This is a genomic window from Arthrobacter sp. S41 (assembly GCF_004320535.1).
Lineage (GTDB): Bacteria > Actinomycetota > Actinomycetes > Actinomycetales > Micrococcaceae > Glutamicibacter.
On the sequence record NZ_SIHY01000002.1, the window covers coordinates 349,952 to 371,279 of the forward strand.

Genomic DNA, 21,328 nt, shown 5'->3' on the forward strand with positions numbered 1-21,328 from the left:
TACCCTAGATATCGTGAGCTTTCCAAAAATTGGTGTGATTGGTGGCGGGCAGCTAGCCCGAATGATGGCCCCCGAGGCCCTGAACCTAGGTTTTGAACTTCATGTTCTGGCCGAAGGGCCCGAGGTGTCGGCAGCCCGAAGTGTTCCTGATGCACCCATTGGTGACTACAAGGACCTCGAAACCCTGCGCAAATTTGCTCAGGGTAAGGACGTGGTCACCTTTGACCATGAACATGTTCCCAACGAATTTCTCACCACGCTAATCAATGAAGGCGTAAACATTCAGCCGCGCCCGGCCGCCCTGATTCATGCACAGGACAAGCTGGTAATGCGTGAAGCTATCGAAGCTCTGGGCTTGCCCAATCCTGCGTGGGCCAAGGTAGATGATGTTGAGCAGCTGATCGCTTTTGGTGATCAAACCGGCTGGCCCATCGTGCTCAAAACCCCTCGCGGCGGATATGACGGCAAGGGCGTGCGCATGCTGGATAACGCACAAGACGCCAAAGACTCTGCCGACTGGTTCGCCAACGGTCCACTGCTGGCCGAAGACAAAGTCGATTTCTCCCGAGAACTTTCAGCCATGGTGGCACGCACCCCCTCCGGTGAAGCCAAGGCCTGGCCAGTAGTGCACACCATCCAGGTTGATGGAGTCTGCGACGAAGTTATTGCACCGGCCCAGGAACTGGATCAGGCTACGGCCCAAGCCGCTGCGCAGGCGGCACTGCTGATCGCCAATGAATTTGGTGTCACCGGTGTCATGGCTGCAGAACTTTTCGAAACGCCCGGCCAAGGGGCTGGTTTTGTGATTAATGAATTGGCCATGCGTCCACACAACACCGGGCACTGGACCATGAATGGTTCTATTACCAGCCAGTTCGAACAGCACCTGCGGGCGGTTCTAGATTTGCCGCTGGGTGAAACGAGCGAGTTGGGTCTGACCGTCATGAAGAATTACCTTGGCGGCGCCAACCAAGATCTTTACTCTGCGTTTAGCGCTGCCCTGGCCGCCGCGCCCGAGGTGAAGGTCCATGCCTACGGCAAATCGGTGCGTCCGGGACGCAAGATCGGACACGTAAACGTAGTCGCTAATGCCGGGCAGAGCGTGGATGAACTTCGCTCCCAAGCCAATAAGGTCGCCGCGATAATCCGCGACGGCGTGGATGCTGACCACTAATCTTTTGACCGCCAAGAGCCACTGCACCCAACAACGCAGTGGCTCTTACACTTACTTATCCCAAGGAATATTCTGATGTCTGTTGCACCTCTTGTTGGCCTTGTCATGGGTTCGGATTCCGATTGGCCAGTACTGCGCCTCGCCGCACAAGCCCTGGCTGAATTTGGCATTCCCTTTGAAGCTGACGTTGTCTCTGCTCACCGGATGCCCACCGAAATGATTGAGTACGGTACAAAAGCTCACGAACGCGGACTGCGTGTGATCATTGCTGGCGCTGGTGGCGCAGCTCACCTGCCGGGCATGCTCGCAGCAGTTACTCCGCTTCCTGTCATCGGAGTGCCAGTTCCACTGGCTAAACTTGATGGAATGGATTCTTTGCTGTCCATCGTTCAGATGCCTGCAGGAGTCCCCGTAGCAACTGTTTCCATCGGTGGTGCACGCAATGCAGGATTGCTTGCAGTGCGCACTCTCGCATCGGGAACCGACGAGCTTGCACAGTCATTGCAGGTAAAGTTGCTTGAGTTCGCAGAATCTCTGCGCGAATCAGCCCACGCTAAGGGTGCTGCACTGCGCGAAGAAGTTGCCAACGAGAATTTCGCTTCCTAGGGAAAGTCACATAAGTACATGGGTTCTGCCAATCATCGCGCACAAGGTCCGTTGCGCAGTCCGGAGACCATAAGCGCTCCGCAACGCAGCAAACGTGCGCTGATCTTGGTCCTCTTGACCATTTTCTTCCCGGGCAGCGCTCAGCTCGTTGCCGGAAACCGCAAACTTGGACGTATCGCCGTCACGGTCACCATGATTTGCTGGGTGGCTATCCTTGCCGTCCTCGCAATCTATTTCATTAACCGTTCGGTGATCCTTGGCTGGGTCGCGCACCCGAACTTCCAGATGTTCCTGATCATCGTGCTCTCAGTATTGGCCGTCGGTTGGTTCGTCATGTTCGTTAACACCTTGGTGATCATCAAGCCAAGAATGTTGGCACCAGGTATGCGCGCTATCGTGACCGTGTTTACGCTAGCTGCGGTTGTGGCCACCAGTGGCGTGTTCATTTACGGAGCATCGATTCTGAACACCGGTCGCGAAACCATCGTGTCCGTCTTTGACGAAGGACCGGCCTTTGAACCGGTCAACGGGCGCTATAACGTCGCCGTGTTCGGTGCCGACTCCGGTAGCGACCGCGAAGGTGTGCGTACTGACTCAGTGGCACTGCTTTCGGTGGATGCCAAGACCGGCAAGACCCTATTGATCTCCATCCCGCGTAACTTCCAGGGTGCTCGCTTTGCCGATGACTCACCGATGAAGAAGATCTGGCCTGACGGCTACAACTGCGGTGACGAATGCATCTTTAACGCCATCTACCGCAACGCAACCGACGAGCACGCTGACGCTTTCCCAAGCACAGTTAAGAACGTCGGTGCGCAGGCCGCGATGGACGCTTTGGAAGGCACCACTGGCCTACCTGTTCAGGGTTACGTCATGGTCGACATGGCTGGCTTCGAGCAGTTTGTTGATGCCCTCGGCGGCGTGAACATCGATTCGGGTGGCTGGGTTCCTTACAACGGTAAGCGCTACGAAAACAGCACCATTCGTACCCACTGGTTCGCTCCGGGCAACCAGACCTTCACCGGAAAGCAGGCCCTGTGGTTTGCTCGCTCCCGTGACTTCACCGATGACTACCACCGCATCAAGCGCCAGCAGTGCTTACAGCAGGCAATCATCAAGCAGTTCACTCCGCAGACCATTCTGAGCAACTTCACCAGCATCATGTCCGCCGGTGAACAGCTGGTGGAAACCAACATTCCAGCCGGTCAGCTCGGTTCCTTTGTCTCCTTGGCAGAAAAGGTCTCCTCGCAGCCAATGGCTCGACTGACCCTCGGCGCTCCGGACTTCGAACGCACCTTCTCCACCTACCCAGATTTTGATAAGTTGCAGGGTCGAATTCAGACCTTGATTGCAAAGCAAAACGAATCGGATGATGAGAAGAAGGCTAAGAAGAGCGCCGCGGCTGAAGCAAGTGAAGACTCAACGGATTCCTCCAAGTCTGAAGAGAGCACTGAGAGTACCGAGGCTTCCGAGGACGCTTCAGATGCTGGAGATATCAATAACGCGCCGAAGCTGTCCGACAGTGGCGACGCGGAGTTCACCCAGCCTGATGGCAGCCCGATCACCGAGGAATACTTGGTTGAGCTGGAAATGGCCGGCGCAACCACCAGAATTTCTCAGATTGCCGCCAACAACGACGAGTGCACCGTTCCTTAGACGGATCATGCACTGCAGTACCAACGGTTAGACCCCCCGACCGCAACGCAACCCAATCACTGTTAATGAAAGGCTATGGTCAAGCGACGTGTTCGAGTTGAATAACGCGATCAGGGACTACCACTGGGGATCCGATTCTGAGATCTCTGACTTGCTGAATCTGCCTGCGGAGATTACTCCGCAGGCAGAGATGTGGCTTGGTGCTCATCCTGGGTGCCCAAGCCGTGTGGCGGATGAAGATGTTGCGCTTAATGACTTCATCGCGCAAGACCCACAACACATCTTGGGTACTACTGTGGCCCAGCGTTTTGGCCGATTGCCATACTTGTTCAAAGTACTCTCGGCCACCCAGCCGCTATCAATCCAAACCCATCCAACGCTCAAGCAAGCTCAAGAACGTTTTGCCTCGGAAAATGCCAGTGGCAAGGCTTTGGATGCAGCTGATCGTAACTACAAGGATGACAATCACAAACCGGAGATGCTTTATGCGCTCACCGATTTTGTGGCTCTGTCTGGATTCCGTCAGCCAGCTCAAATCATCAAAGATCTACGCTTGGTATCCGGTGAGCTCCCAGCCAATCAGCTGGGTGAGGTCAAGCGGATCATCGGTCTGTTGCAAGGATCGGATCCGTTGGCGCAGACCTTTAAGCACATTCTCACCGCGGGTGTACCCGTGGCCCAAGCCGTTGAGCAGATCTGCGCAGCCATCGAGTCTTCGGCAAAGTTGAGCTCTAATATTCACTTTGCGGAGCTTGTCTCGATCAACAAGATCTACCCGAACGATCCGGGCGTACTTGTTGCTCTGTTGCTGAATTTGGTTTTCTTGGAGCCAGGACAGGCCATCAGTTTGGGTGCCGGAAACGTACACGCTTATCTGCGTGGACTCGGCATCGAGGTCATGGCCAATTCGGACAATGTATTGCGAGGCGGACTAACCAGCAAGCACATTGATGTTCCAGAGCTCTTGGACGTCACCATAGCCCAGCCCTCCCCCGCACCAATTCTGGAGCCGGTAGCGTTGGCTAACCATGACCGCTTGTACAAGCCAGAGTTTGAAGAGTTCCAGTTGCAGGTTCTGGATCCGACACAACCAGGCCAAGCATCGGATCTGCAATTGCACGGGGCCGCCATTATCTTGTGCACCGCAGGCGAATTCTTGATCAGAACCCAAGAAGGCCAACGGACAATTACCCGGGGCCAATCCTTGTTCATCACCGCTGCGGAACTACCAGCTTCAGCAACTCTCCAAGGTGATACTCGGGGCCAGCTCTTTGCTTCCAGCTCGCAGCTGGACTGACATCTCTGACACCAGCCGCTACGAACGTTGAGCGATTAAACACCTGCGGCCATGGACTTACTTGAGTCCATGGCCGCAGGTCTTTGTCTTACCTGGATTTAGCGGGTGTAAGCTTCCCACTTGTCCTGGTGGTGTTCGCCTTCAACGAAGCGGATGGTTCCGGACTTCGCGCGCATAACGATCGACTGGGTGCTGATGCGGTTGCCCTTGTAGCGCACACCGCGCAGCAGGTCGCCGTCGGTGATGCCGGTAGCTGCGAAGTAGCAGTTATCCGAGGTCACCAAATCGTTGGTGGTGAGAACGCGGTCCAACTTGTGGCCAGCGTCCAGCGCCTTCTGCTTCTCGTCATCGTCGGTAGGCCATAGACGTCCCTGGATGACACCGCCCAGTGCCTTGATAGCGCAGGCGGTCACAATGCCTTCTGGAGTTCCACCGATACCCATCAGTGCGTCAACACCCGTGCCTTCACGAGTTGCCGCGATAGCACCGGCTACGTCGCCATCCATGAGCAGCTTGGTGCGAGCACCAGCAGCACGGATCTCTTCGATCAACCCAGCGTGACGCGGGCGGTCCAAGATGGTGACGGTAATCTGGCTGATCTTCTTGCCTTTGGCCTTAGCGATCAGGTGCAGGTTTTGCTTCACAGGCAGACGTAGGTCAACTAGGTCTGCTGCTTCTGGTCCGGTGACCAGCTTTTCCATGTAGAACACTGCTGACGGATCAAACATGGATCCGCGGTCAGCTACTGCCAAGACCGAAAGTGCGTTGTTCAGGCCCAGGGCCGTCAAACGGGTTCCGTCGATTGGGTCAACGGCTACGTCGCACTCCGCACCGGTGCCGTTGCCAACTTCCTCGCCGTTGAAGAGCATTGGTGCTTCGTCTTTTTCGCCTTCACCGATAACAACAACGCCATTGAAGTTCACGGTGGAGAGCAGACCACGCATTGCATCAACTGCAGCGCCGTCTGCCGCGTTTTTGTCTCCGAAGCCAACCCATGGCGTGGAAGCGATAGCGGCCGCTTCTGTAGCGCGCACCAACTCCAGTGCTAGGTTGCGGTCCGGCTCCGCGTCGGTTAACGACAATCGCGGAGAAAGTTGGGCATAATTGTTCTTTTCGGTCACGAAAGATCCCATCACTGAGTCGTAGTCATTGCGCCTATGCAAACACTGACATTCTAGCTCTTTAGAAAATTACGTGACAGTTCATGTCGACGGTCCCTGCAACACATCAGCATGGGCTTGGGCACGCAAGTTCGAATTACACAGACTCTTCAGGGAGAATAGAAGACGTGCAACTTGAGAACAACAACGGGAACAACGTGCCTGTCAACGAACCGCTGGATCAAAACGCCGAGCTAGATTCGGCCCCACGGCGCGATCTAAACGATCCCGAAGCTACCTTTGACGATCTTCCGTTCAAGCCACAGCTCACCGAAAAAGCCGCCAAGCGTGCCAATCAGACTTACAAGGGCATGATTCTTTCGGTCGGTTTCACCCTGGCGATTCTCATTCCGTTGATTCTTCTCAACCCGGCTCCTAAAGAACAAGCCTTTAAGAGCGATGTTAACCTGGCCCAGACTGCCGAGCAGACTGAATCCATCGCAGGATTCAAGATTTTTGCACCCGAGCTGGCCGAAGACGAGTACGCGAATTTTGCGCGTTGGCAGGCTAACAATGCCCAGGGCGTTCCGTACTGGGAATTTGGCGTTGTCTCCGATGACAAGAATTTTGTATGGGTTCGCCAAGCTGCCAAGGCCAACCAAACGTGGATCGCTTTGACCACGGACGCTGCCGTTCCTACGGGCACCAAAACAATTGGTGGCTGGAAGTGGGAAGAACGTGTGAAAGACAAAACTACCTACCTGATCTCAGAGCGCAAAGACTCGACTCTCATCCTTTCGACCGACACTTCCACCGAAGAGTTGGAGAACGTCGCAAAGTTGGCAGAATCGACGATGAATTAGTTCGCATTATGACTGCGACCTGACGCGACGAATTCGATATTCGAATTTGTTCCCGTAGACTTTGGCTTATGCCATCTGATTCAAATGCTCAGTCCCTGTCGCCCAACGAGGCATGGGAAAAACTCAGCGCCGGCAACTTACGCTTCGTCAACGAAGAGACCGAGCACCCCAATCAGGACAGTGCACGACGCCAGTCCTTGCTCACTGGTCAAGAACCCTATGCAGTGATTTTTGGTTGCTCGGATTCCCGACTTGCTGCTGAAATCATTTTTGATGCCGGTTTGGGTGACATGTTTGTGGTGCGCACCGCCGGTCACGTGATTGACCCGGCTAGCTTGGGCTCATTGGAATTCGCGGTTGAGAGCCTGAACGTCCCGTTGATTGTGATCCTTGGCCACAACTCCTGTGGTGCAATCACCAGCGCCATCAAGGTTAAAGAAACCGGCAACATGCCCAAGGGCTTTGTTCGGGACTTGGTTGAGCACATTACCCCGTCGGTACTGGCCGCTGAGCGCAAGGGCATCACCGATGTAAACGGCACCGCCGTCGAGCACGTCAAGCAGACCACCGATCGTCTTGTTGATTTGTCCACCATCATTGCGCAAGCCATCGAAGAAGGCCGCACGGCAGTAGCTGGCGTGGCCTATCACTTGCACGACGGGCGAGCACAGCTGGTCTCCAGCTTGGGTCTGGACTAAGCACCCGCGCACTTTGCAAACTGCCTTGTAGATCAACATTTATTCCCGATTTTCTGAAGCGTCACTGTGGGTTGTGATGTTTGCATCAGGGTCCTGTCTTTCGCCTGCCAAACAGGCGTAATCTGGGCGCATGACTAACAGTGACGATTTCCGCATTGAACACGACACCATGGGCGAAGTCCGAGTTCCAGCTCAGGCTTTGTATCGCGCACAAACTCAGCGTGCGGTGGAGAACTTTCCCATCTCAGGCAAAACCCTAGAGCCATCGCACATCAAGGCTCTCGCGCAGGTAAAAAAGGCCGCAGCTGCCGCCAACCTCGCTTTGGGCGTCTTGGATGCCGAACGCGCCGAAGCAATTACCGATGCGGCCCAAGAAGTGGCCAGCGGTAAATACGATGCGCAGTTCCCTATTGACGTCTTTCAGACCGGCTCCGGCACCAGCTCAAATATGAACACCAACGAGGTTCTAGCTGAGCTTGCCACCCGCGCGTTGAAGGCCAAGAACAGTGACACCGAAGTTCATCCGAATGATCACGTGAATGCTTCGCAGTCTTCCAACGACGTGTTCCCTACTTCGGTGCACGTGGCAGCTACCAGCGCATTGATCAACGACCTGATTCCAGCCTTGGGCCAGCTCGCTTCCTCGTTGGAGTCCAAGTCGACCGAATTCAAGGACGTTGTAAAGTCCGGACGTACTCACCTCATGGACGCTACCCCGGTGACTTTGGGTCAGGAATTTGGTGGCTACGCTGCACAGGTTCGTTACGGCATTGAACGTATCGAGGCTGCCTTGCCACGAGTGGCCGAAGTTCCTCTGGGCGGCACTGCGGTGGGTACCGGCATCAACACCCCGGACGGTTTCCCACAGAAGGTCATCGAGTTCCTCCGCGAAGATACTGGCCTACCTATCACCGAAGCCCGCAACCACTTTGAGGCGCAGGCAAACCGTGATGGCCTGGTGGAAGCATCCGCCGCTCTTCGCACCATCGCAATTTCGCTGATCAAGATTGCCAACGACTTGCGCTGGATGGGCTCCGGTCCAAACACTGGTTTGGGTGAAATTGCCATTCCAGATCTGCAGCCAGGATCATCGATCATGCCGGGCAAGGTCAACCCAGTCATCTCTGAAGCCACCATTCAGGTTGCGGCTCAGGTGATCGGCAATGACACCGCTATCGCCTGGGCCGGAACGAACGGTGCCTTTGAACTGAACGTCGGCATTCCAGTGATCGCCTCGAACCTGCTTGAGTCAATTCGTTTGCTCTCCAACACCACTAAGGTCATGGCTGAGAAGATGATTGACGGCATCAAAGCCAACGTTGAGCGTGCTCGATTCTTGGCCGAGGCCTCACCATCGATCGTGACACCACTGAACAAGTTGATTGGCTACGAGAACGCCGCAAAGATTGCCAAGAAGGCCGTTTCCGAAGGGCTGACAGTGCGTGAAGCTACCGTCGCTTTGGGCTTTGTCGAGCGTGGCGAAGTCACCGAAGAACAGCTAGATCAGTTGCTCGATGTTTCCACCATGGTTGGTAAGCACTAATCAGGGATTTCATGGGGTTTCGCGTCGAACTGGCGCGGAGCCCCATTCTTGATTACAAAACATTTGTTTGCCGCAGTATTGCAAGTCAAACTGTATAAATGAACGATGAAAACCGGACTTCCAACCGGTATTTGCTGACGCCTAATTCGGCGCAATGGTCTTCGCTTCCCTTGCGTCGCTCAAGGCGATTCGCCGGTAATGTCGCGCTTGCCATCTTGGCGGCAACCCTGCTGGGCATTTTCCTTGGCTTCAAGCATTGGCTTGATGGTGACGTGCCTTCGTGGACGGGTGAGTACCGGCTGCTCGACATGTTGGGCTCTCCAGCATTTCACTGATTATGGCCACGGCCATGTTCGGTTGGTTTTTCGCGCGCTACATGGTGTTTCTAGCCCCGCTATTTCTAGGCTACGCGGCAACGCTTCACACTTTGGATAGCAGCGCTGAGGCACCTTTCTGGTGGCTCGGAGCCCTTACCGCCCTGGCGTGGGGACTATACGATCTAGGTTCACTCGTCCATCAGACGAAGCAGGTCGGCAACCTAGCCCAGGCTCTCAGCGGCAGCAAGACTGTTGCGCTGACTGAAGATTCACGCGACGACTTACGCTTTAGTGCCTTCGTAGATGTCGCATTGGCCGCCGTATGGTTCGGCCTTGCTGCTGCAGGCTGGTGGTGGACTTTCAAGGTGTTCGCCGACGAAAAAGGTGCCACCGCAGCACAGATCGAAGAAACATCTTATGCCGACTTCATTGCAGCGGCATCAGTAATCGCCACGGCCTTTGGCCTATTGCTACTTCTTAGAGCAGTCACCGGGTGGTGGGCACGATCCACAGTCGGACTACACGTCTGGCGTATTCCTCTGCTTCAGGGGCCATTGGTTGACTTTGGCTCACTGCAGGGGGTGCCCACCGGATGGGTATCTAATGACCCTAAGCATGCTGTTGCCCGTTGCATCTGCACTGCTGAACTTGTTCAGATGTACCCGCACGATGCTGAGGAAATCCGGGAAAGTCTTGACGTTGTTGCCAGCCCTCATTGCCCAATTCACGGCATTGATGCCATCAATTCAATGAGCCCGACTGAGTTTACGCACGCTGCTGATCAGGCATGGCTCTGGGCGGCAGAATCGCCGTGGCCTTCACGAAATGGTCAGGGGTCAGGGTCAACGGTAGTTCTAGGCTTCACTGGGGCTGCGTTTACTGGCTATTACGCATCAATCGATAAAGACGGCCGAGTGGATACTGGTGAAGATTCGGACCGCGCCGAAGAATTCATAGGCCAGCAGCTTGATGAGCCTGAGGCACTTTCGGCACCTCCCCTGGGAGGCATCGACAAAATTGACCTTCATGGCTCAGGCTTCTCCGGTTTCGCAGTGCGCTACAAGCATTCGAGGGCTTGGTTTGTGGCAGATGAAACTCCAGCGGATTCTGATCAATCTACAGATTGATCCAATAACGTCGAACTGAATCGACCGAACCAAAGCGTGGCCCAACCTCGCTGAGAGGGCGAATTTCTTCGAGTACTCCCCCGCTGGATTCAATGGTGCGAGCGGAGCCGATGTTGGAGTCACTACAGGTAATCAGTACTTTCGAGAGACCCAGTGCTCGCGCTTGCTCCAATGATCCGGCGAGCGCAAATTTGGCGAGCCCTCTTCGTCTGGCGCTAGGGCGAATGCCGTAACCGATGTGGCCGCCGACTTCCAACAAGTAGTCATTGCCTAACTCGTGCCTCAAGCTCACGGCACCTAAGTATTCGCCGTTTTCCACGACCCATAGCGTGCTTTGCGAGACGAATCCCGGCAGGGGTGTGAAATCCGGCTTTGCCAAGTCATTGAGCAACTGCACCCAATGCTCAAAATCAGTGCGGTCAGCCAAGTCCCAGCCATACTTTTCGGCGAAGAAGACTGAGGCGCCATCTTGGTCGACGCCGTTCCATTCGGCAGTACTTTGCATAAATGATGCATGGAGTTCAGGACTTGGTTTGCGCAGTTCTATTTGGGCCATAACCCAACCCTATGACACCAAGACTATGAGCTGTTTTCGGTGACCCTGAAGGCCACAATGTTGCAGATCACATAAGTTGCACCCTCGTTCCCATAGTGCAATACTGCACTATATGAACAATAGTGCAACAAGCGAAACTGAGGTACCTTGCGGGGCACCAACGCTTAGCGATCGCATGCAAAAAACCAAAACGGCCATCACCCGCCACTGTCGCGAGTTGACCGCAGATCTTGGATTTACTGGGTTCACTATTGAAAATGTTTGCGAACGCGTAGGCATATCGCGTCGCACCTTCTTCAACTACTTCCCCAGCAAGCTTGATGCCGTCTTTGGCCATGAATCCGATGCTTTGCCAGAGGGAAGCATTGAACGTTTTATGGCCGCACGTCCTGAAGGCATTGAAGGAATCTCCCCAACATTGCTGGCCGACTTGGTGGAATTAGTCCTTGAACGACTAAGCATCGATGAGAACGAGATCGTGAGCACTCACGGGTTCTTCACCATGGCCCACCGCGAACCGGAGCTACTCCAACACATGGTTCAGACCGGCCCGAAAAAAGAGGCAAAGTTCCGTGAGCTCATCGCTTCGCGTGAAGGAGTGGATCCCCAAGATCCACGACTCAGCAGCCTGATGCACATCCTGAAACACACCATGCTTCAAGCTATCGATGCCTACGTTGCAGGATCCGGGAAACGCTCACTTAGCGAAGAATTCCTGAATTTGATGTCCCAAGTTCAAAGCATCATGGGCCAGCAGCTACGTCGCACCAACGACTAAAAACTTTTCGCACAAAATCTCGCAAGGATAAACATGGCTACAACCGTTAGTTCCCGGAAAACCCCGGGCGACGCGCCACTGGTATTAACTCAGCGGCGCATCTGGATCATCTTCTCGGCCCTGATCGCAGGCATGCTCCTGTCCTCACTGGACCAGACCATCGTTTCCACCGCGATGCCAACCATCGTTGGCAAGCTCGGTGGCGTTGAGCACCAGGCCTGGATCACCACTGCCTACTTGCTGGCAACCACTATCGTGATGCCGATTTATGGCAAATTTGGCGACGTCCTTGGGCGACGCAATCTGTTCCTAATCGCTATTGCCCTGTTCACCTTGGCATCGGTTGGCGCAGCCTTCTCCACCACCTTCTGGATGTTCGTGATTTTCCGCGCCCTTCAAGGTCTGGGTGGCGGTGGCTTGATGATCCTGTCGCAGGCCATCATCGCTGACATCGTTCCCGCTTCCGAGCGTGGCAAGTACATGGGTCCACTAGGTGGCATCTTCGGCTTGTCCGCAGTCGCCGGCCCACTGCTGGGTGGATTCTTCGTTGACCACCTCACTTGGGAATGGGCTTTCTACATCAACATCCCTGTTGGTATCGCCGCTTTCGCCATTGCATGGTTCGCACTGACCCTGCCAAACAAGAAGGCCGAAAAGAAGATTGACTACTTCGGTGTTCTACTGCTGTCGATTGCAACTACCTGCTTGATCTTCTTCACCGACTTCGGTGGATCTGCAACCCACGGTTGGAACGCACCGGAAACCTGGGCATGGGGCGCAGGACTGGTTGTTGCTGCTTCGTTGTTTGTCTTTGCTGAAGCCAAGGCACAAGATCCAATCATCCCGCTGAGCCTATTCAAGAACCGGGTCTTTATTACCGCCACCGCCATCGGCTTCACCTTGGGTATTGGCATGTTCTCGGCTATTGCCTTCGTGCCAACCTTCCTGCAGATGTCCTCGGGCACCTCGGCTGCGGTATCCGGCTTGCTGATGGTTCCAATGATGGTCGGCATGATGGGTACCTCCATCTACTCCGGTATCGCAATCTCCAAGTCCGGTCGATACAAGGCGTACCCAATTGCGGGCACCCTGGTGACCATCGTGGCACTGCTGGCTTTCACCACGCTGACTGCTCAGACCCCACTGTGGCTGATCTGCGTTTACCTCTTCGTATTGGGCGCCGGCATGGGTCTGATCATGCAGGTTGTTGTCCTGGTGGTACAGAACGCGGTGGATCCCGAGATGATCGGTACCGCAACCTCGACCAACAACTACTTCCGTGAAGTTGGCGCTTCGCTCGGTGTTGCGATCTTCGGTGCACTATTCACCAACCGCCTCTCCGAGAAGCTGATGGACGTGTTCTCCGGTGCTGGCGCCAGCGCTGCCGAAGCTGGTCAAGCAACTTCGTCCTTGGACCCACAAACACTTTCCTCGTTGCCTCAGGCACTGCGTGACGGCATCGTGGATGCCTACGCAGGTTCGTTGGCTCCAGTGTTCTGGTACCTGGTTCCATTCCTGGTTGTCGCGTTTGCTTTGGCACTGTTCCTCAAGCAGATTCCACTGTCCGACACCGCCGGCATGGTGGCTCGTGGCGAGGCTATCGGCGGCGAAGAAGCAATCGCTTACGAAGAAGCCCACCTCGTACAGCACACTGATTCGGTTGACCCGGCCTTAGAGGCCGAAGGCTCTGTCCTCGTAGCTGAAAAGCCAACAGGCGAAGCCGATAGCGACATCAAATAAGACTGCCTTAGCCTGTAGCTAAAGCGTCGAAAGGCAGCTGGGGTGCGAACCATTATTGGTTCGCACCCCAGCTGCCTTTTCTTTTGTCTCTACGCGAAGTAACCACCGGGACGCGGATCCAGCGCCCACGCCAAGGCTCGTTCGTGAAGTGGAGGTAGTTTTGGACGGTCCGCTAGGTCGAAGTAACCCACTTCAAGGTTTTCATCATCGTTGATTTTTGCCTTTCCAGAAACGTGGCGTGCTCTAAAGACGATATCTAGATACTGGGCGTGATCCCCATTGGGATAAACGGTCGGGGCTGTCACCCCAACACCAATCAGATCCGTAACTTCGCACGATACCCCGGTCTCTTCTAAAACCTCTCGCGCAGCCGACAACGATGGTTCTTCGCCGGGGTCAATGATTCCCGCTGGCAGGGTCCACAACCCGTTATCCGCGCGACGAACCAACAGAACTTTATTATCTTGGAAAACCACGACTTTCACCCCCGAGAGCCAAAGCATTTCGTGTCCAATATGCGTACGAAGACTAGTGATGAATTCCGGAGTTGCCATAATTTCATCGTGCCACAAGCAGCACCGCTAAGGCGCCAATGATCATGAACGGTCCGAAAGGAACAGCTGATTTTAAGGTCAGCCTTCTAGCAATCACTCCCCCAAGAACCCACAGCGTAGAGAGCACAAAAGTTACCAGCGTGGCCAGAAACAAGGACGCCAACGAATAGTAGCCAAGATTTATCCCGAGAACAGCGGCAAGTTTTACATCTCCCATGCCCATTGCTCCTAAGGACACGACACTGATCAACAGGTAGGCGCCACCAAGTAAGACCAGACCCAGGACCCCTTGCACGATGCCCAACCCATCGCCGCGTGCGATGCCCAAACCTACGATCACTAGGGTGCTGGCTACCAGCCAATAGCCCACCAGCCGGTTGGGTAAACGGTGGCTGGAAATGTCCTCCTTTGATAACAAGAATCCAAAGATCACAAAGCACAGCAACTGGAGCGCAACTAGGACGCCGATGACCGGTCCTTCGTGGGATACGCTCCAAATCTCTGACATGTAAAGAGCATAGGCAACTTCTGCGCCCAGTGGGAGAAGGAGATTGCCCTTGTGAATAATAGGGACACTTCTACAATTGAAGTATGGACGTACCATCAGCTCCGCTTTACTTCCCCGGCCATCCGGTTCCCGATTCGGCCACCCGGCGAAGGTACCGCGCGCTGGCTCGTTCGGCCCCTTGGCTGAGCACTTCAATAAACCTAGAAATTCAGGTGCCAACGCAGCTGGCGCAACAGCAACTCAATTTGGCCGGCACCGTCACGGTAAAAATCCGTGGGCGCGAAGCAATCGCTGTGCACAGCGCTGAAGGCGAACTGCTCTTCCAAAAGGAAACTTTCAGCGCGCAACGAAGCCGCGGGTACGTGGCATCCACCAACGCTTCCTGGCAGTTGCCTTCCGAACTTAGCACTCCAGTGTTCACCGCAGATCAATTGGTCCTTCGACGACCTGAAATCTCCGGGTTTGGCACGCTGCTGCCAATAGAGTACTGGCAAGCAATTCTGGATCCAGTAGAACTTGCTGGCGCTGAACCAGCTTCGCTGGATTTGGCTTTTGATCACCCGACGTATATCCATGAGGCCGTCGAGCTGATCCATGAGGGTCGCCCTGCACTAGCCGCCGTGCTCAGCGCCGGACATACTTATCAACCTGCAGTCGCCCACTGCCCACTCGTGCCAGAAAACACCCGCACCTTGGTGGTCTTAGATCAGCACACGGGAATTTGTCTGCTGCGAAAGGTAATAACTGAGGATGGTTCGGCCCCGGTTGCTCCCGATCTAACGGCTAGAGTCATTGCGCAAGACGAGTACTACATCAATTCTCAGTTCCAGAAGGTTCACTGGCTAGATCAGCCGACCGTCAATCCCTAAGGTTCTCGAACCCTAAGGACCCCGTTCCACAGCTCGCAATAGCGTGGGCTCCCCCTGTCCCGTTATTCTTTGAGACAGGAGGAGCCGGAGAACTATCGACGGTTAGGGAAGAGTTGGCGAGTCCAGCATTTGGGTCACCAACGCAGCGATAGCAGAACGTTCAGATCGAGTCAGCGTTACGTGGCCGAACAGCGAGTGGCCCTTGAGCTGCTCCACCACCGCGGCGATACCGTCGTGTCGTCCAACATGCAGGTTGTCGCGCTGGGCCACATCGTGGGTCAACACCACTTTTGAATTCTGACCGATGCGCGAAAGCACCGTGAGCAGCACATTGCGTTCCAGTGACTGAGCCTCATCAACGATGACATAAGAGTCATGCAGGGAACGGCCTCGAATGTGCGTGAGCGGAAGGACCTCGAGCATGCCACGTTCCATGACTTCATCGATGGCGTTCTTTGACACGATTGATCCGAGAGTATCGAATACCGCTTGCGCCCAGGGGCCCATCTTCTCACCTTCGGAACCGGGCAAATAGCCTAGCTCCTGGCCGCCCACGGCATACAGCGGACGGAACACCGTGATCTTACGATGTTCTCGACGCTCCAGCACCGCCTCCATGCCGGCACAGAGCGCCAGCGCTGACTTACCGGTACCGGCGTTACCACCGAGGGATACAATCCCCACCGAAGGATCCATGAGCAAGTCCAATGCGATGCGCTGTTCTGCGCTGCGGCCATGTAGTCCAAACGCTTGCTGGTCTCCGCGAACCAATTTCAACGTGGTGGCGTCGGTCTTGCGAGCCAAGGCGCTTCCGCGCGTTGAAGTGATGACAAAACCGGTATTGATCGGCGCATCAGCGACGGCTTTAAGGTTCAAGAGCTGTTCGTGCTCATAAAGCGTCGCCATGGATTCTTCGTCAAGCTCCAGCTGTTCAATGCCGGTCCAACCGGTGGAGGCGATCAGCTCGTTGCGGTACACCTCTGCGTGCAGACCCATGGCTGATGCTTTGATTCGCATCGGCAGATCTTTGGTCACTAGGGCAACGTCGAGACCGGAATCCAAGAGGTGTTTTGCCACGGCGAGAATACGGGCGTCGTTATCTCCCGAACGCATTCCTACCGGAAGCACGTCAGGGGCAATATGGTTTAGTTCAATGCGCAGCGTGCCACCGGAAGAAGAGACGGGAACCGCTTGGGCGAGTCCGCCGTGGTTGGCAATCAAATCATCAAGCAGGCGCAAGGCTTGACGGGCAAAGTAACCCAGCTCAGGGTCTTTGCGTTTCTGTTCCAACTCGGTGACCACGGTTAATGGAATCACCACATGGTGCTCTTCGAAGTGGAACATTGCTTTCGGATCTGAAAGCAAAACCGAGGTGTCAATGACGTAGGTTCGTACACCTTGTTCGGCAGTTCGGCTCATGGCAGCGCACCCAATCTCGAATCCGGCGTGAGGAATTTCCCCACGCGTCAGTGGGGAACCCCAACACCGGATGTCCAAGGCGTTTCCGGCAGTGGTACCGGCTTGCGCTGCTTTTGGTCATCTAGTGCGGAACCCTTCAGTCAGCTAGGGCTTGATGCCCCGGCCTTATGAACACCATAGACCTGTGAAGGTCACCAGTAAGCAACAGCTGGGTAACGATTATTTTAACTCTGCGCGCTGCACAAAGATTTGACACGCTAAACCGAGAAAGAAACTAGGCGCCGAATCGGCGTTGGCGATCCGCAAAGTCGCGCAAGGCTCGCAGGAAGTCAACACGGCGGAAGTCAGGCCACAAGGCTTCGCAGAAGTAGAACTCTGAGTACGCACTCTGCCAGGTCAAGAATCCGCTCAGGCGCTGCTCACCGCTGGTGCGGATAACCAAGTCTGGGTCTGGCTGACCTTTGGTATACAGGGCCGATTCGATGTCGTCGGTGGACAGGTTTTCGGCCAGCTCTTCGATGGTGCGTCCGTCATGGGCGGCCTGCCCCAAGAGCTCTTTAAAAGCATCCAAGATTTCACGGCGTCCGCCATAACCGATGGCCACGTTCACGTGGACACCAGTACGGTTTGCGGTAATGGTTTCCAAGGCGGACAGCTTCTGAGCCAATTGAGGTGGCAGCAAATCCTTGGCGCCAACCTGTTGAACTTTCACCCGGTTGGTTTCGCCCAGTCGATCCAGGGTTCCACCGATGACCTCCAAGAGGTCTCGCAGTTCGCTGGCCTCGCGGTTCAGATTGTCGGTGGAGAGCATGTAGAGCGTGACCATCTTGATGTTGAGGTCTTCGCACCAGTCCAGGAATTCAAGAATCTTGTCTGCTCCGGCCTGATGACCGGCCATGGTGGGCGAACCGGCAAGCTTGGCCCAGCGCCGGTTGCCATCGACCATAACCCCGATGTGGTGAGGGAGCTTGTCGGCAGGCAGTGACTTCGCCAAGCGCCGTTCGTAGTAACGATACGCAAGGTTGGGAAGCTGCACCGTGGCACTGCCTTTCAATCGATTCAAAAAGTCTAGGTTCTAAATCTACCGCGAATCACTCGTTGCTTTGCGGATCTTGCAATCCCAGCAGTCCAAAGACACTCCTCGCTCACCGTTTTTTCGCCTAGTTGTTGTGGCTCACGCGCAGCAGCTCCAGTAGATCTTCAATGGATTCAACCGGCATTTGGCACAGTTCTTCACGGCAGGGTTGAATCTTCAGTGTTGAGCCTGAACCAGCGAGCTGCGGATCGTGATGGGCATTGAGGTCTAGGGCCCAGGCGATCTTGCGCGCTTGCGCAGCTTGAGGACCTTCCCAGTCGGAGAGTCCCACGTAGTGCACGGTGCTAGAGATGATGTTCTGGACTTCTAGGGCGGTAGCTACCTGGGTAGGCGCGTCAGCAGCCAACGCTGCAGCGTGGGCGCTTAGCTTGCGTGCACGTTCTAGTTCTTCTGCATGGGTTTGGGAGTATTCTCCCTTGGCCATGGCCCTAATTGCATGCATGGACAACGCCTTGGCATAAAGCGCTCCGGCTGCTGGCAACGCATCGTCAAGCACGCTCACGGAGGCAACATCACTGCGTTGCGCGGTAATGCGCTCATCAGCTTGAACGCTATCGCGTGGCACTCCAGATTCCGGATCCACAAAATCCTTGGCCCGTACTAATAACTGTCCTGCTCGTTCGGACCATTGGTCATCTTTCGTAGCTTGTCCCAGGGCCAGGAAACCAACAGCTAAAGCGGCATAGTCTTGCAGGGTTGCTTCGTTGCCGGTGGCCGCATGCGACGCAAAACTTACCCGCGCTAGACGTTGGGTGGATGAATCCCATTGTGTTTGCCACACACTATTTCCAACTTGCTTGGCCAGTTCTAATGCTTCTGAATTATCAAGCAGTACGGCGGCATCGCACAATGCTTGAATGGCTAGCCCGTTCCAGCCAGCGATGATTTTCTCATCACGGACCGGCCTGATGCGTGAGGTGCGCATATTGCGTAGGGCAGTTATCAGCTCGGTGATCACAGCTTGCTCGCCAGGCTTTGGCATTCTGGCGAAGGAGAAGCAGAAGTGCTCGGCGTCCTCGGCGATAGGCGCAAAACGGATCAGCCCCTGAGGCAAAACCTGCGTCAGCGATGAAGTGACGCTGTTGATCTCTTCGCGGCTGTAGCTGTAGTAAGCGCCTTCAACTTGGGCGCCATCTCGGGTGGAATCCGCGTCCAGTGAGGCGGCAAAGGCCGGTGCTGAAGTGGAATCTACCAGCAGTTCTTCCTTGAGGAACGTGATAATTCCCCGCGCGCTGCTTGCCGCCAGTGTTGCTAGCGCTTGTGCACGAGGGGCCGATTCGCGCTGCGTATTCGAGGCAACTTCTTTGGCCAGCACCGCGCTGCGCGCAGCTAGCGAAAGCAAGCCAGCATTGTCGTAGAGCATCTTTTCAAAGTGTGGGACCGACCAATTTTCATCCACACAGTACCGGGCGAATCCGCCATCAATATGGTCTTGTAATCCGCCCAAGAAAATTGCTTCAAGGTGAGTTGCTACGGCGCCAAAGGCGTCTTCGGCGGTGTCTGGACGGGTAAAGACCGAACGCCACATGGTCTTCAAAGCCCAGGTGGGAGGGAACTTAGGCGCAGGCGTAAATCCGCCTTCAGGATTTGTTGCAGCCAGCCAGCGTTCGGTGGCAGTGCTCAGTGCCTGCGCCGCTGGTTCTGCAGATTCTAAGGACAGCAACGCACTCTGCCGGGTACCAAGTTCAGCTAGGTGATCCGCGAGCATCTGGGCTTGTTCTTCTAAGCCCTCGCGCTTGGATTCCCACGCTTGGTGCACAGCATCAAGTACTTGCCTGAAGCCAGGAGTTTTGCCGCGCTGCTGTGCTGGGTAATAAGTCCCAGCGTGCACCGCGCGTCCATCAGGCATAGCGAAGATGGTCATAGGCCAGCCACCAGCACCGGTGAGCGCTTGGGTGGCCATCATGTACGTGTCATCCACCAAGGGGTGCTCTTCACGGTCCACCTTGATGGCCACAAAATTTTCGTTGAGTAATTCAGCGATTTGGGGATCGTCAAAAGATTCGTGGCTCATCACATGGCACCAGTGGCACGCGGCATAACCGATGGAGAGCATCACTGGTACATCGCGCAACCGAGCCTGTTCAAAGGCTTCGTCCCCATAAGGGAACCAGTCCACTAGTTGATGCGCATGTTGTCTAAGATATTGGCTGGCAGCGCCAGCGAGTCGTTGAGCCACGCAATAATGCTATCGCGCAGCTCACACAACTGTTTACCGCTCTTCGCTGGTCTTAGGGTCGATCGGCTCTTCAGGCTCCTGAAGTTTGCGTTCGTTGCCCTTGGTAACCATTTCCTGCTGCTTGGCTTCAGCTTCCGAGGTGTAGCGCACCCGGCGAACACGGCGAACCATGTCACGGATCAGGAAAATCACTGCGATGACCATGACCGCGGTGAAAATAAATCCAAGGAATCCGGGACCGTAGTCGCTACTGGTCTCCGTGCCCAATTTGGTGGTCTCGGAGGCTACTGCGAAGGACGCGAAAATCGTATTCACGATATACGGACAACTCTTTTCTACAACTGGGAAGTGCTTAGTGCTATCTTAGTCCGGCAAACAGGTCCGACTCGGGCAACTCGGTAGCCACCTTCGAAGAGATCAAGGTGTAATCCTCCCACGGCCAGCGCTCTGCGTACACATGTTCAGGGACCGCGAAGAAGAAACCCTCCGGGTCAATCTGGGTTCGGTGAGCCAGCAACGCTTGATCACGCTGCGAGAAAAAGTCTGCGCAGTGAATCTGAGTAGTGGTCGTATGTGGTGAAACCCACTGGAACATCTGGTTATCTTCATCGGTTTCCCACTGCGCAACACGTTCTGCGTACGGGGACTCGATGCCGGCCTCGACCATCGCGTAGTGCAATGCGCGGAAACGGTCCGGTGCAAAAGCACGGTCGTAGTACAGTTTGCCTACCGACCATGGCTCCCCCAGTTCTGGGTACATCTCTGGGTTATCGGCATGCTCAAATGCGAAGGTTGCCACCTTGTGGCTGTGGATGTGATCCGGGTGCGGGTAGCCACCGTTTTCGTCATAAGTAGTGATGACATGTGGACGGAATTCGCGGATCAGCTTAATGATGCCAGCGGCAGCCACCTCCACTGGTTGTAGCGCAAAAGCGCCAAAGGGAAGTTCCGGTAGCGGGTCACCTTCAGGCAGGCCGGAGTCAACGTAGCCGAGCCAGCGGTGCTTAATGCCCAGCACCGAAGCGGCTTCTGCCATCTCGGTACGGCGAACCCCTGGTAGATCGCGGTGCGCGTGAGCCAACTCGCCTGCAGCTGCATTAAGAATGTCGCCACGTTCGCCGCCTGTGCAGGAAACGACCATGACCTCAGCGCCGGCGTCAACGTAGGCAGCCATGGTGGCAGCGCCCTTCGAAGATTCATCATCCGGGTGCGCGTGAATCGCCATGAGACGCAAACCTTGCGATGGGG

21 protein-coding genes are annotated in these 21,328 nt (G+C 55.3%); 12 read left to right on the forward strand and 9 right to left on the reverse strand.

From position 1 onward, the window contains the following. The first annotated feature begins 13 nt into the window (after positions 1–13). The 4 genes from EYR88_RS12930 to manA all read left to right on the forward strand — a co-directional run bounded on the left by EYR88_RS12930 (position 14) and on the right by manA (position 4,733). On the forward strand, positions 14–1,174 hold the full coding sequence (locus EYR88_RS12930) for a 5-(carboxyamino)imidazole ribonucleotide synthase (protein WP_131090171.1): 1,161 nt from the start codon (positions 14–16) through the stop codon (positions 1,172–1,174). Between the two features lie 75 nt (positions 1,175–1,249). Then, on the forward strand, positions 1,250–1,780 hold the full coding sequence (gene purE, locus EYR88_RS12935; RefSeq protein WP_131090172.1) for a 5-(carboxyamino)imidazole ribonucleotide mutase: 531 nt from the start codon (positions 1,250–1,252) through the stop codon (positions 1,778–1,780). A gap of 18 nt (positions 1,781–1,798) precedes the next feature. Beyond that, positions 1,799–3,436: an LCP family protein gene (locus EYR88_RS12940; protein ID WP_131090173.1), complete on the forward strand. Its 1,638-nt coding sequence runs from the start codon at positions 1,799–1,801 to the stop codon at positions 3,434–3,436. An 88-nt stretch (positions 3,437–3,524) separates the two neighbouring features. Beyond that, positions 3,525–4,733 carry a mannose-6-phosphate isomerase, class I gene (gene manA, locus EYR88_RS12945; RefSeq protein WP_165477363.1) on the forward strand — a complete coding sequence of 403 codons (1,209 nt, stop codon included), beginning with the start codon at positions 3,525–3,527 and terminating at the stop codon, positions 4,731–4,733. 98 nt (positions 4,734–4,831) lie between these two features. Here manA and glpX read toward each other — a convergent pair whose 3' ends face one another. After that, a complete protein-coding gene (gene glpX / locus EYR88_RS12950) occupies positions 4,832–5,866 on the reverse strand; it encodes a class II fructose-bisphosphatase (RefSeq protein WP_131090374.1) in 1,035 nt (344 codons plus the stop codon). 155 nt (positions 5,867–6,021) lie between these two features. On the opposite strand from glpX, the gene EYR88_RS12955 reads away from it, so the two are divergent. The 5 genes from EYR88_RS12955 to EYR88_RS12975 all read left to right on the forward strand — a co-directional run bounded on the left by EYR88_RS12955 (position 6,022) and on the right by EYR88_RS12975 (position 10,381). Then, on the forward strand, positions 6,022–6,696 hold the full coding sequence (locus EYR88_RS12955) for a DUF4245 domain-containing protein (protein WP_165477364.1): 675 nt from the start codon (positions 6,022–6,024) through the stop codon (positions 6,694–6,696). A gap of 68 nt (positions 6,697–6,764) precedes the next feature. After that, positions 6,765–7,394: a carbonic anhydrase gene (locus EYR88_RS12960; RefSeq protein WP_131090176.1), complete on the forward strand. Its 630-nt coding sequence runs from the start codon at positions 6,765–6,767 to the stop codon at positions 7,392–7,394. A gap of 130 nt (positions 7,395–7,524) precedes the next feature. After that, the gene (locus EYR88_RS12965; protein WP_131090177.1) at positions 7,525–8,937 is read left to right on the forward strand and encodes a class II fumarate hydratase; all 1,413 of its coding nucleotides are present in this window, start codon (positions 7,525–7,527) and stop codon (positions 8,935–8,937) included. 98 nt (positions 8,938–9,035) lie between these two features. Further along, positions 9,036–9,272, forward strand: coding sequence for a hypothetical protein (locus EYR88_RS12970; protein WP_131090178.1), 237 nt, complete (start codon positions 9,036–9,038; stop codon positions 9,270–9,272). A 92-nt stretch (positions 9,273–9,364) separates the two neighbouring features. Further along, complete coding sequence (locus tag EYR88_RS12975) at positions 9,365–10,381, forward strand: hypothetical protein (RefSeq protein WP_131090179.1); 1,017 nt, start codon at positions 9,365–9,367, stop codon at positions 10,379–10,381. Here the strand turns inward: EYR88_RS12975 and EYR88_RS12980 are convergent. Continuing rightward, entirely contained in the window at positions 10,371–10,937 is a 567-nt protein-coding gene (locus EYR88_RS12980) for a GNAT family N-acetyltransferase (RefSeq protein WP_131090180.1), read from the reverse strand. The genes EYR88_RS12975 and EYR88_RS12980 overlap by 11 nt on opposite strands. Positions 10,938–11,112: 175 nt before the next feature. On the opposite strand from EYR88_RS12980, the gene EYR88_RS12985 reads away from it, so the two are divergent. Further along, positions 11,113–11,715 (forward strand): TetR family transcriptional regulator, encoded by a 603-nt coding sequence (locus tag EYR88_RS12985; RefSeq protein ID WP_242632578.1) that lies wholly within the window; start codon positions 11,113–11,115, stop codon positions 11,713–11,715. Between the two features lie 33 nt (positions 11,716–11,748). Continuing rightward, positions 11,749–13,455, forward strand: coding sequence for an MDR family MFS transporter (locus tag EYR88_RS12990; protein WP_131090182.1), 1,707 nt, complete (start codon positions 11,749–11,751; stop codon positions 13,453–13,455). Positions 13,456–13,544: 89 nt separating this feature from the next. Here EYR88_RS12990 and EYR88_RS12995 read toward each other — a convergent pair whose 3' ends face one another. Further along, positions 13,545–14,009, reverse strand: coding sequence for an NUDIX domain-containing protein (locus EYR88_RS12995; protein ID WP_131090183.1), 465 nt, complete (start codon positions 14,007–14,009; stop codon positions 13,545–13,547). Positions 14,010–14,013: 4 nt separating this feature from the next. Continuing rightward, positions 14,014–14,517 carry a prepilin peptidase gene (locus tag EYR88_RS13000; protein WP_165477365.1) on the reverse strand — a complete coding sequence of 168 codons (504 nt, stop codon included), beginning with the start codon at positions 14,515–14,517 and terminating at the stop codon, positions 14,014–14,016. An 83-nt stretch (positions 14,518–14,600) separates the two neighbouring features. On the opposite strand from EYR88_RS13000, the gene EYR88_RS13005 reads away from it, so the two are divergent. Then, positions 14,601–15,386, forward strand: a complete 786-nt coding sequence (locus tag EYR88_RS13005; protein WP_131090185.1) for a hypothetical protein — start codon at positions 14,601–14,603, stop codon at positions 15,384–15,386. A 102-nt stretch (positions 15,387–15,488) separates the two neighbouring features. Here the strand turns inward: EYR88_RS13005 and EYR88_RS13010 are convergent, their stop codons facing one another. From EYR88_RS13010 to mca, 5 genes are all read right to left on the reverse strand, one after another. Next, on the reverse strand, positions 15,489–16,805 hold the full coding sequence (locus EYR88_RS13010; protein ID WP_131090186.1) for a PhoH family protein: 1,317 nt from the start codon (positions 16,803–16,805) through the stop codon (positions 15,489–15,491). A 274-nt stretch (positions 16,806–17,079) separates the two neighbouring features. Beyond that, positions 17,080–17,841, reverse strand: coding sequence for an isoprenyl transferase (locus tag EYR88_RS13015; RefSeq protein ID WP_131090375.1), 762 nt, complete (start codon positions 17,839–17,841; stop codon positions 17,080–17,082). A 124-nt stretch (positions 17,842–17,965) separates the two neighbouring features. Beyond that, on the reverse strand, positions 17,966–20,080 hold the full coding sequence (locus tag EYR88_RS13020) for a DUF255 domain-containing protein (protein WP_131090187.1): 2,115 nt from the start codon (positions 20,078–20,080) through the stop codon (positions 17,966–17,968). A 33-nt stretch (positions 20,081–20,113) separates the two neighbouring features. Continuing rightward, positions 20,114–20,395 carry a hypothetical protein gene (locus tag EYR88_RS13025; protein WP_131090188.1) on the reverse strand — a complete coding sequence of 94 codons (282 nt, stop codon included), beginning with the start codon at positions 20,393–20,395 and terminating at the stop codon, positions 20,114–20,116. 43 nt (positions 20,396–20,438) lie between these two features. Then, entirely contained in the window at positions 20,439–21,305 is an 867-nt protein-coding gene (mca, locus tag EYR88_RS13030) for a mycothiol conjugate amidase Mca (protein WP_131090376.1), read from the reverse strand. Positions 21,306–21,328: the final 23 nt, after the last annotated feature.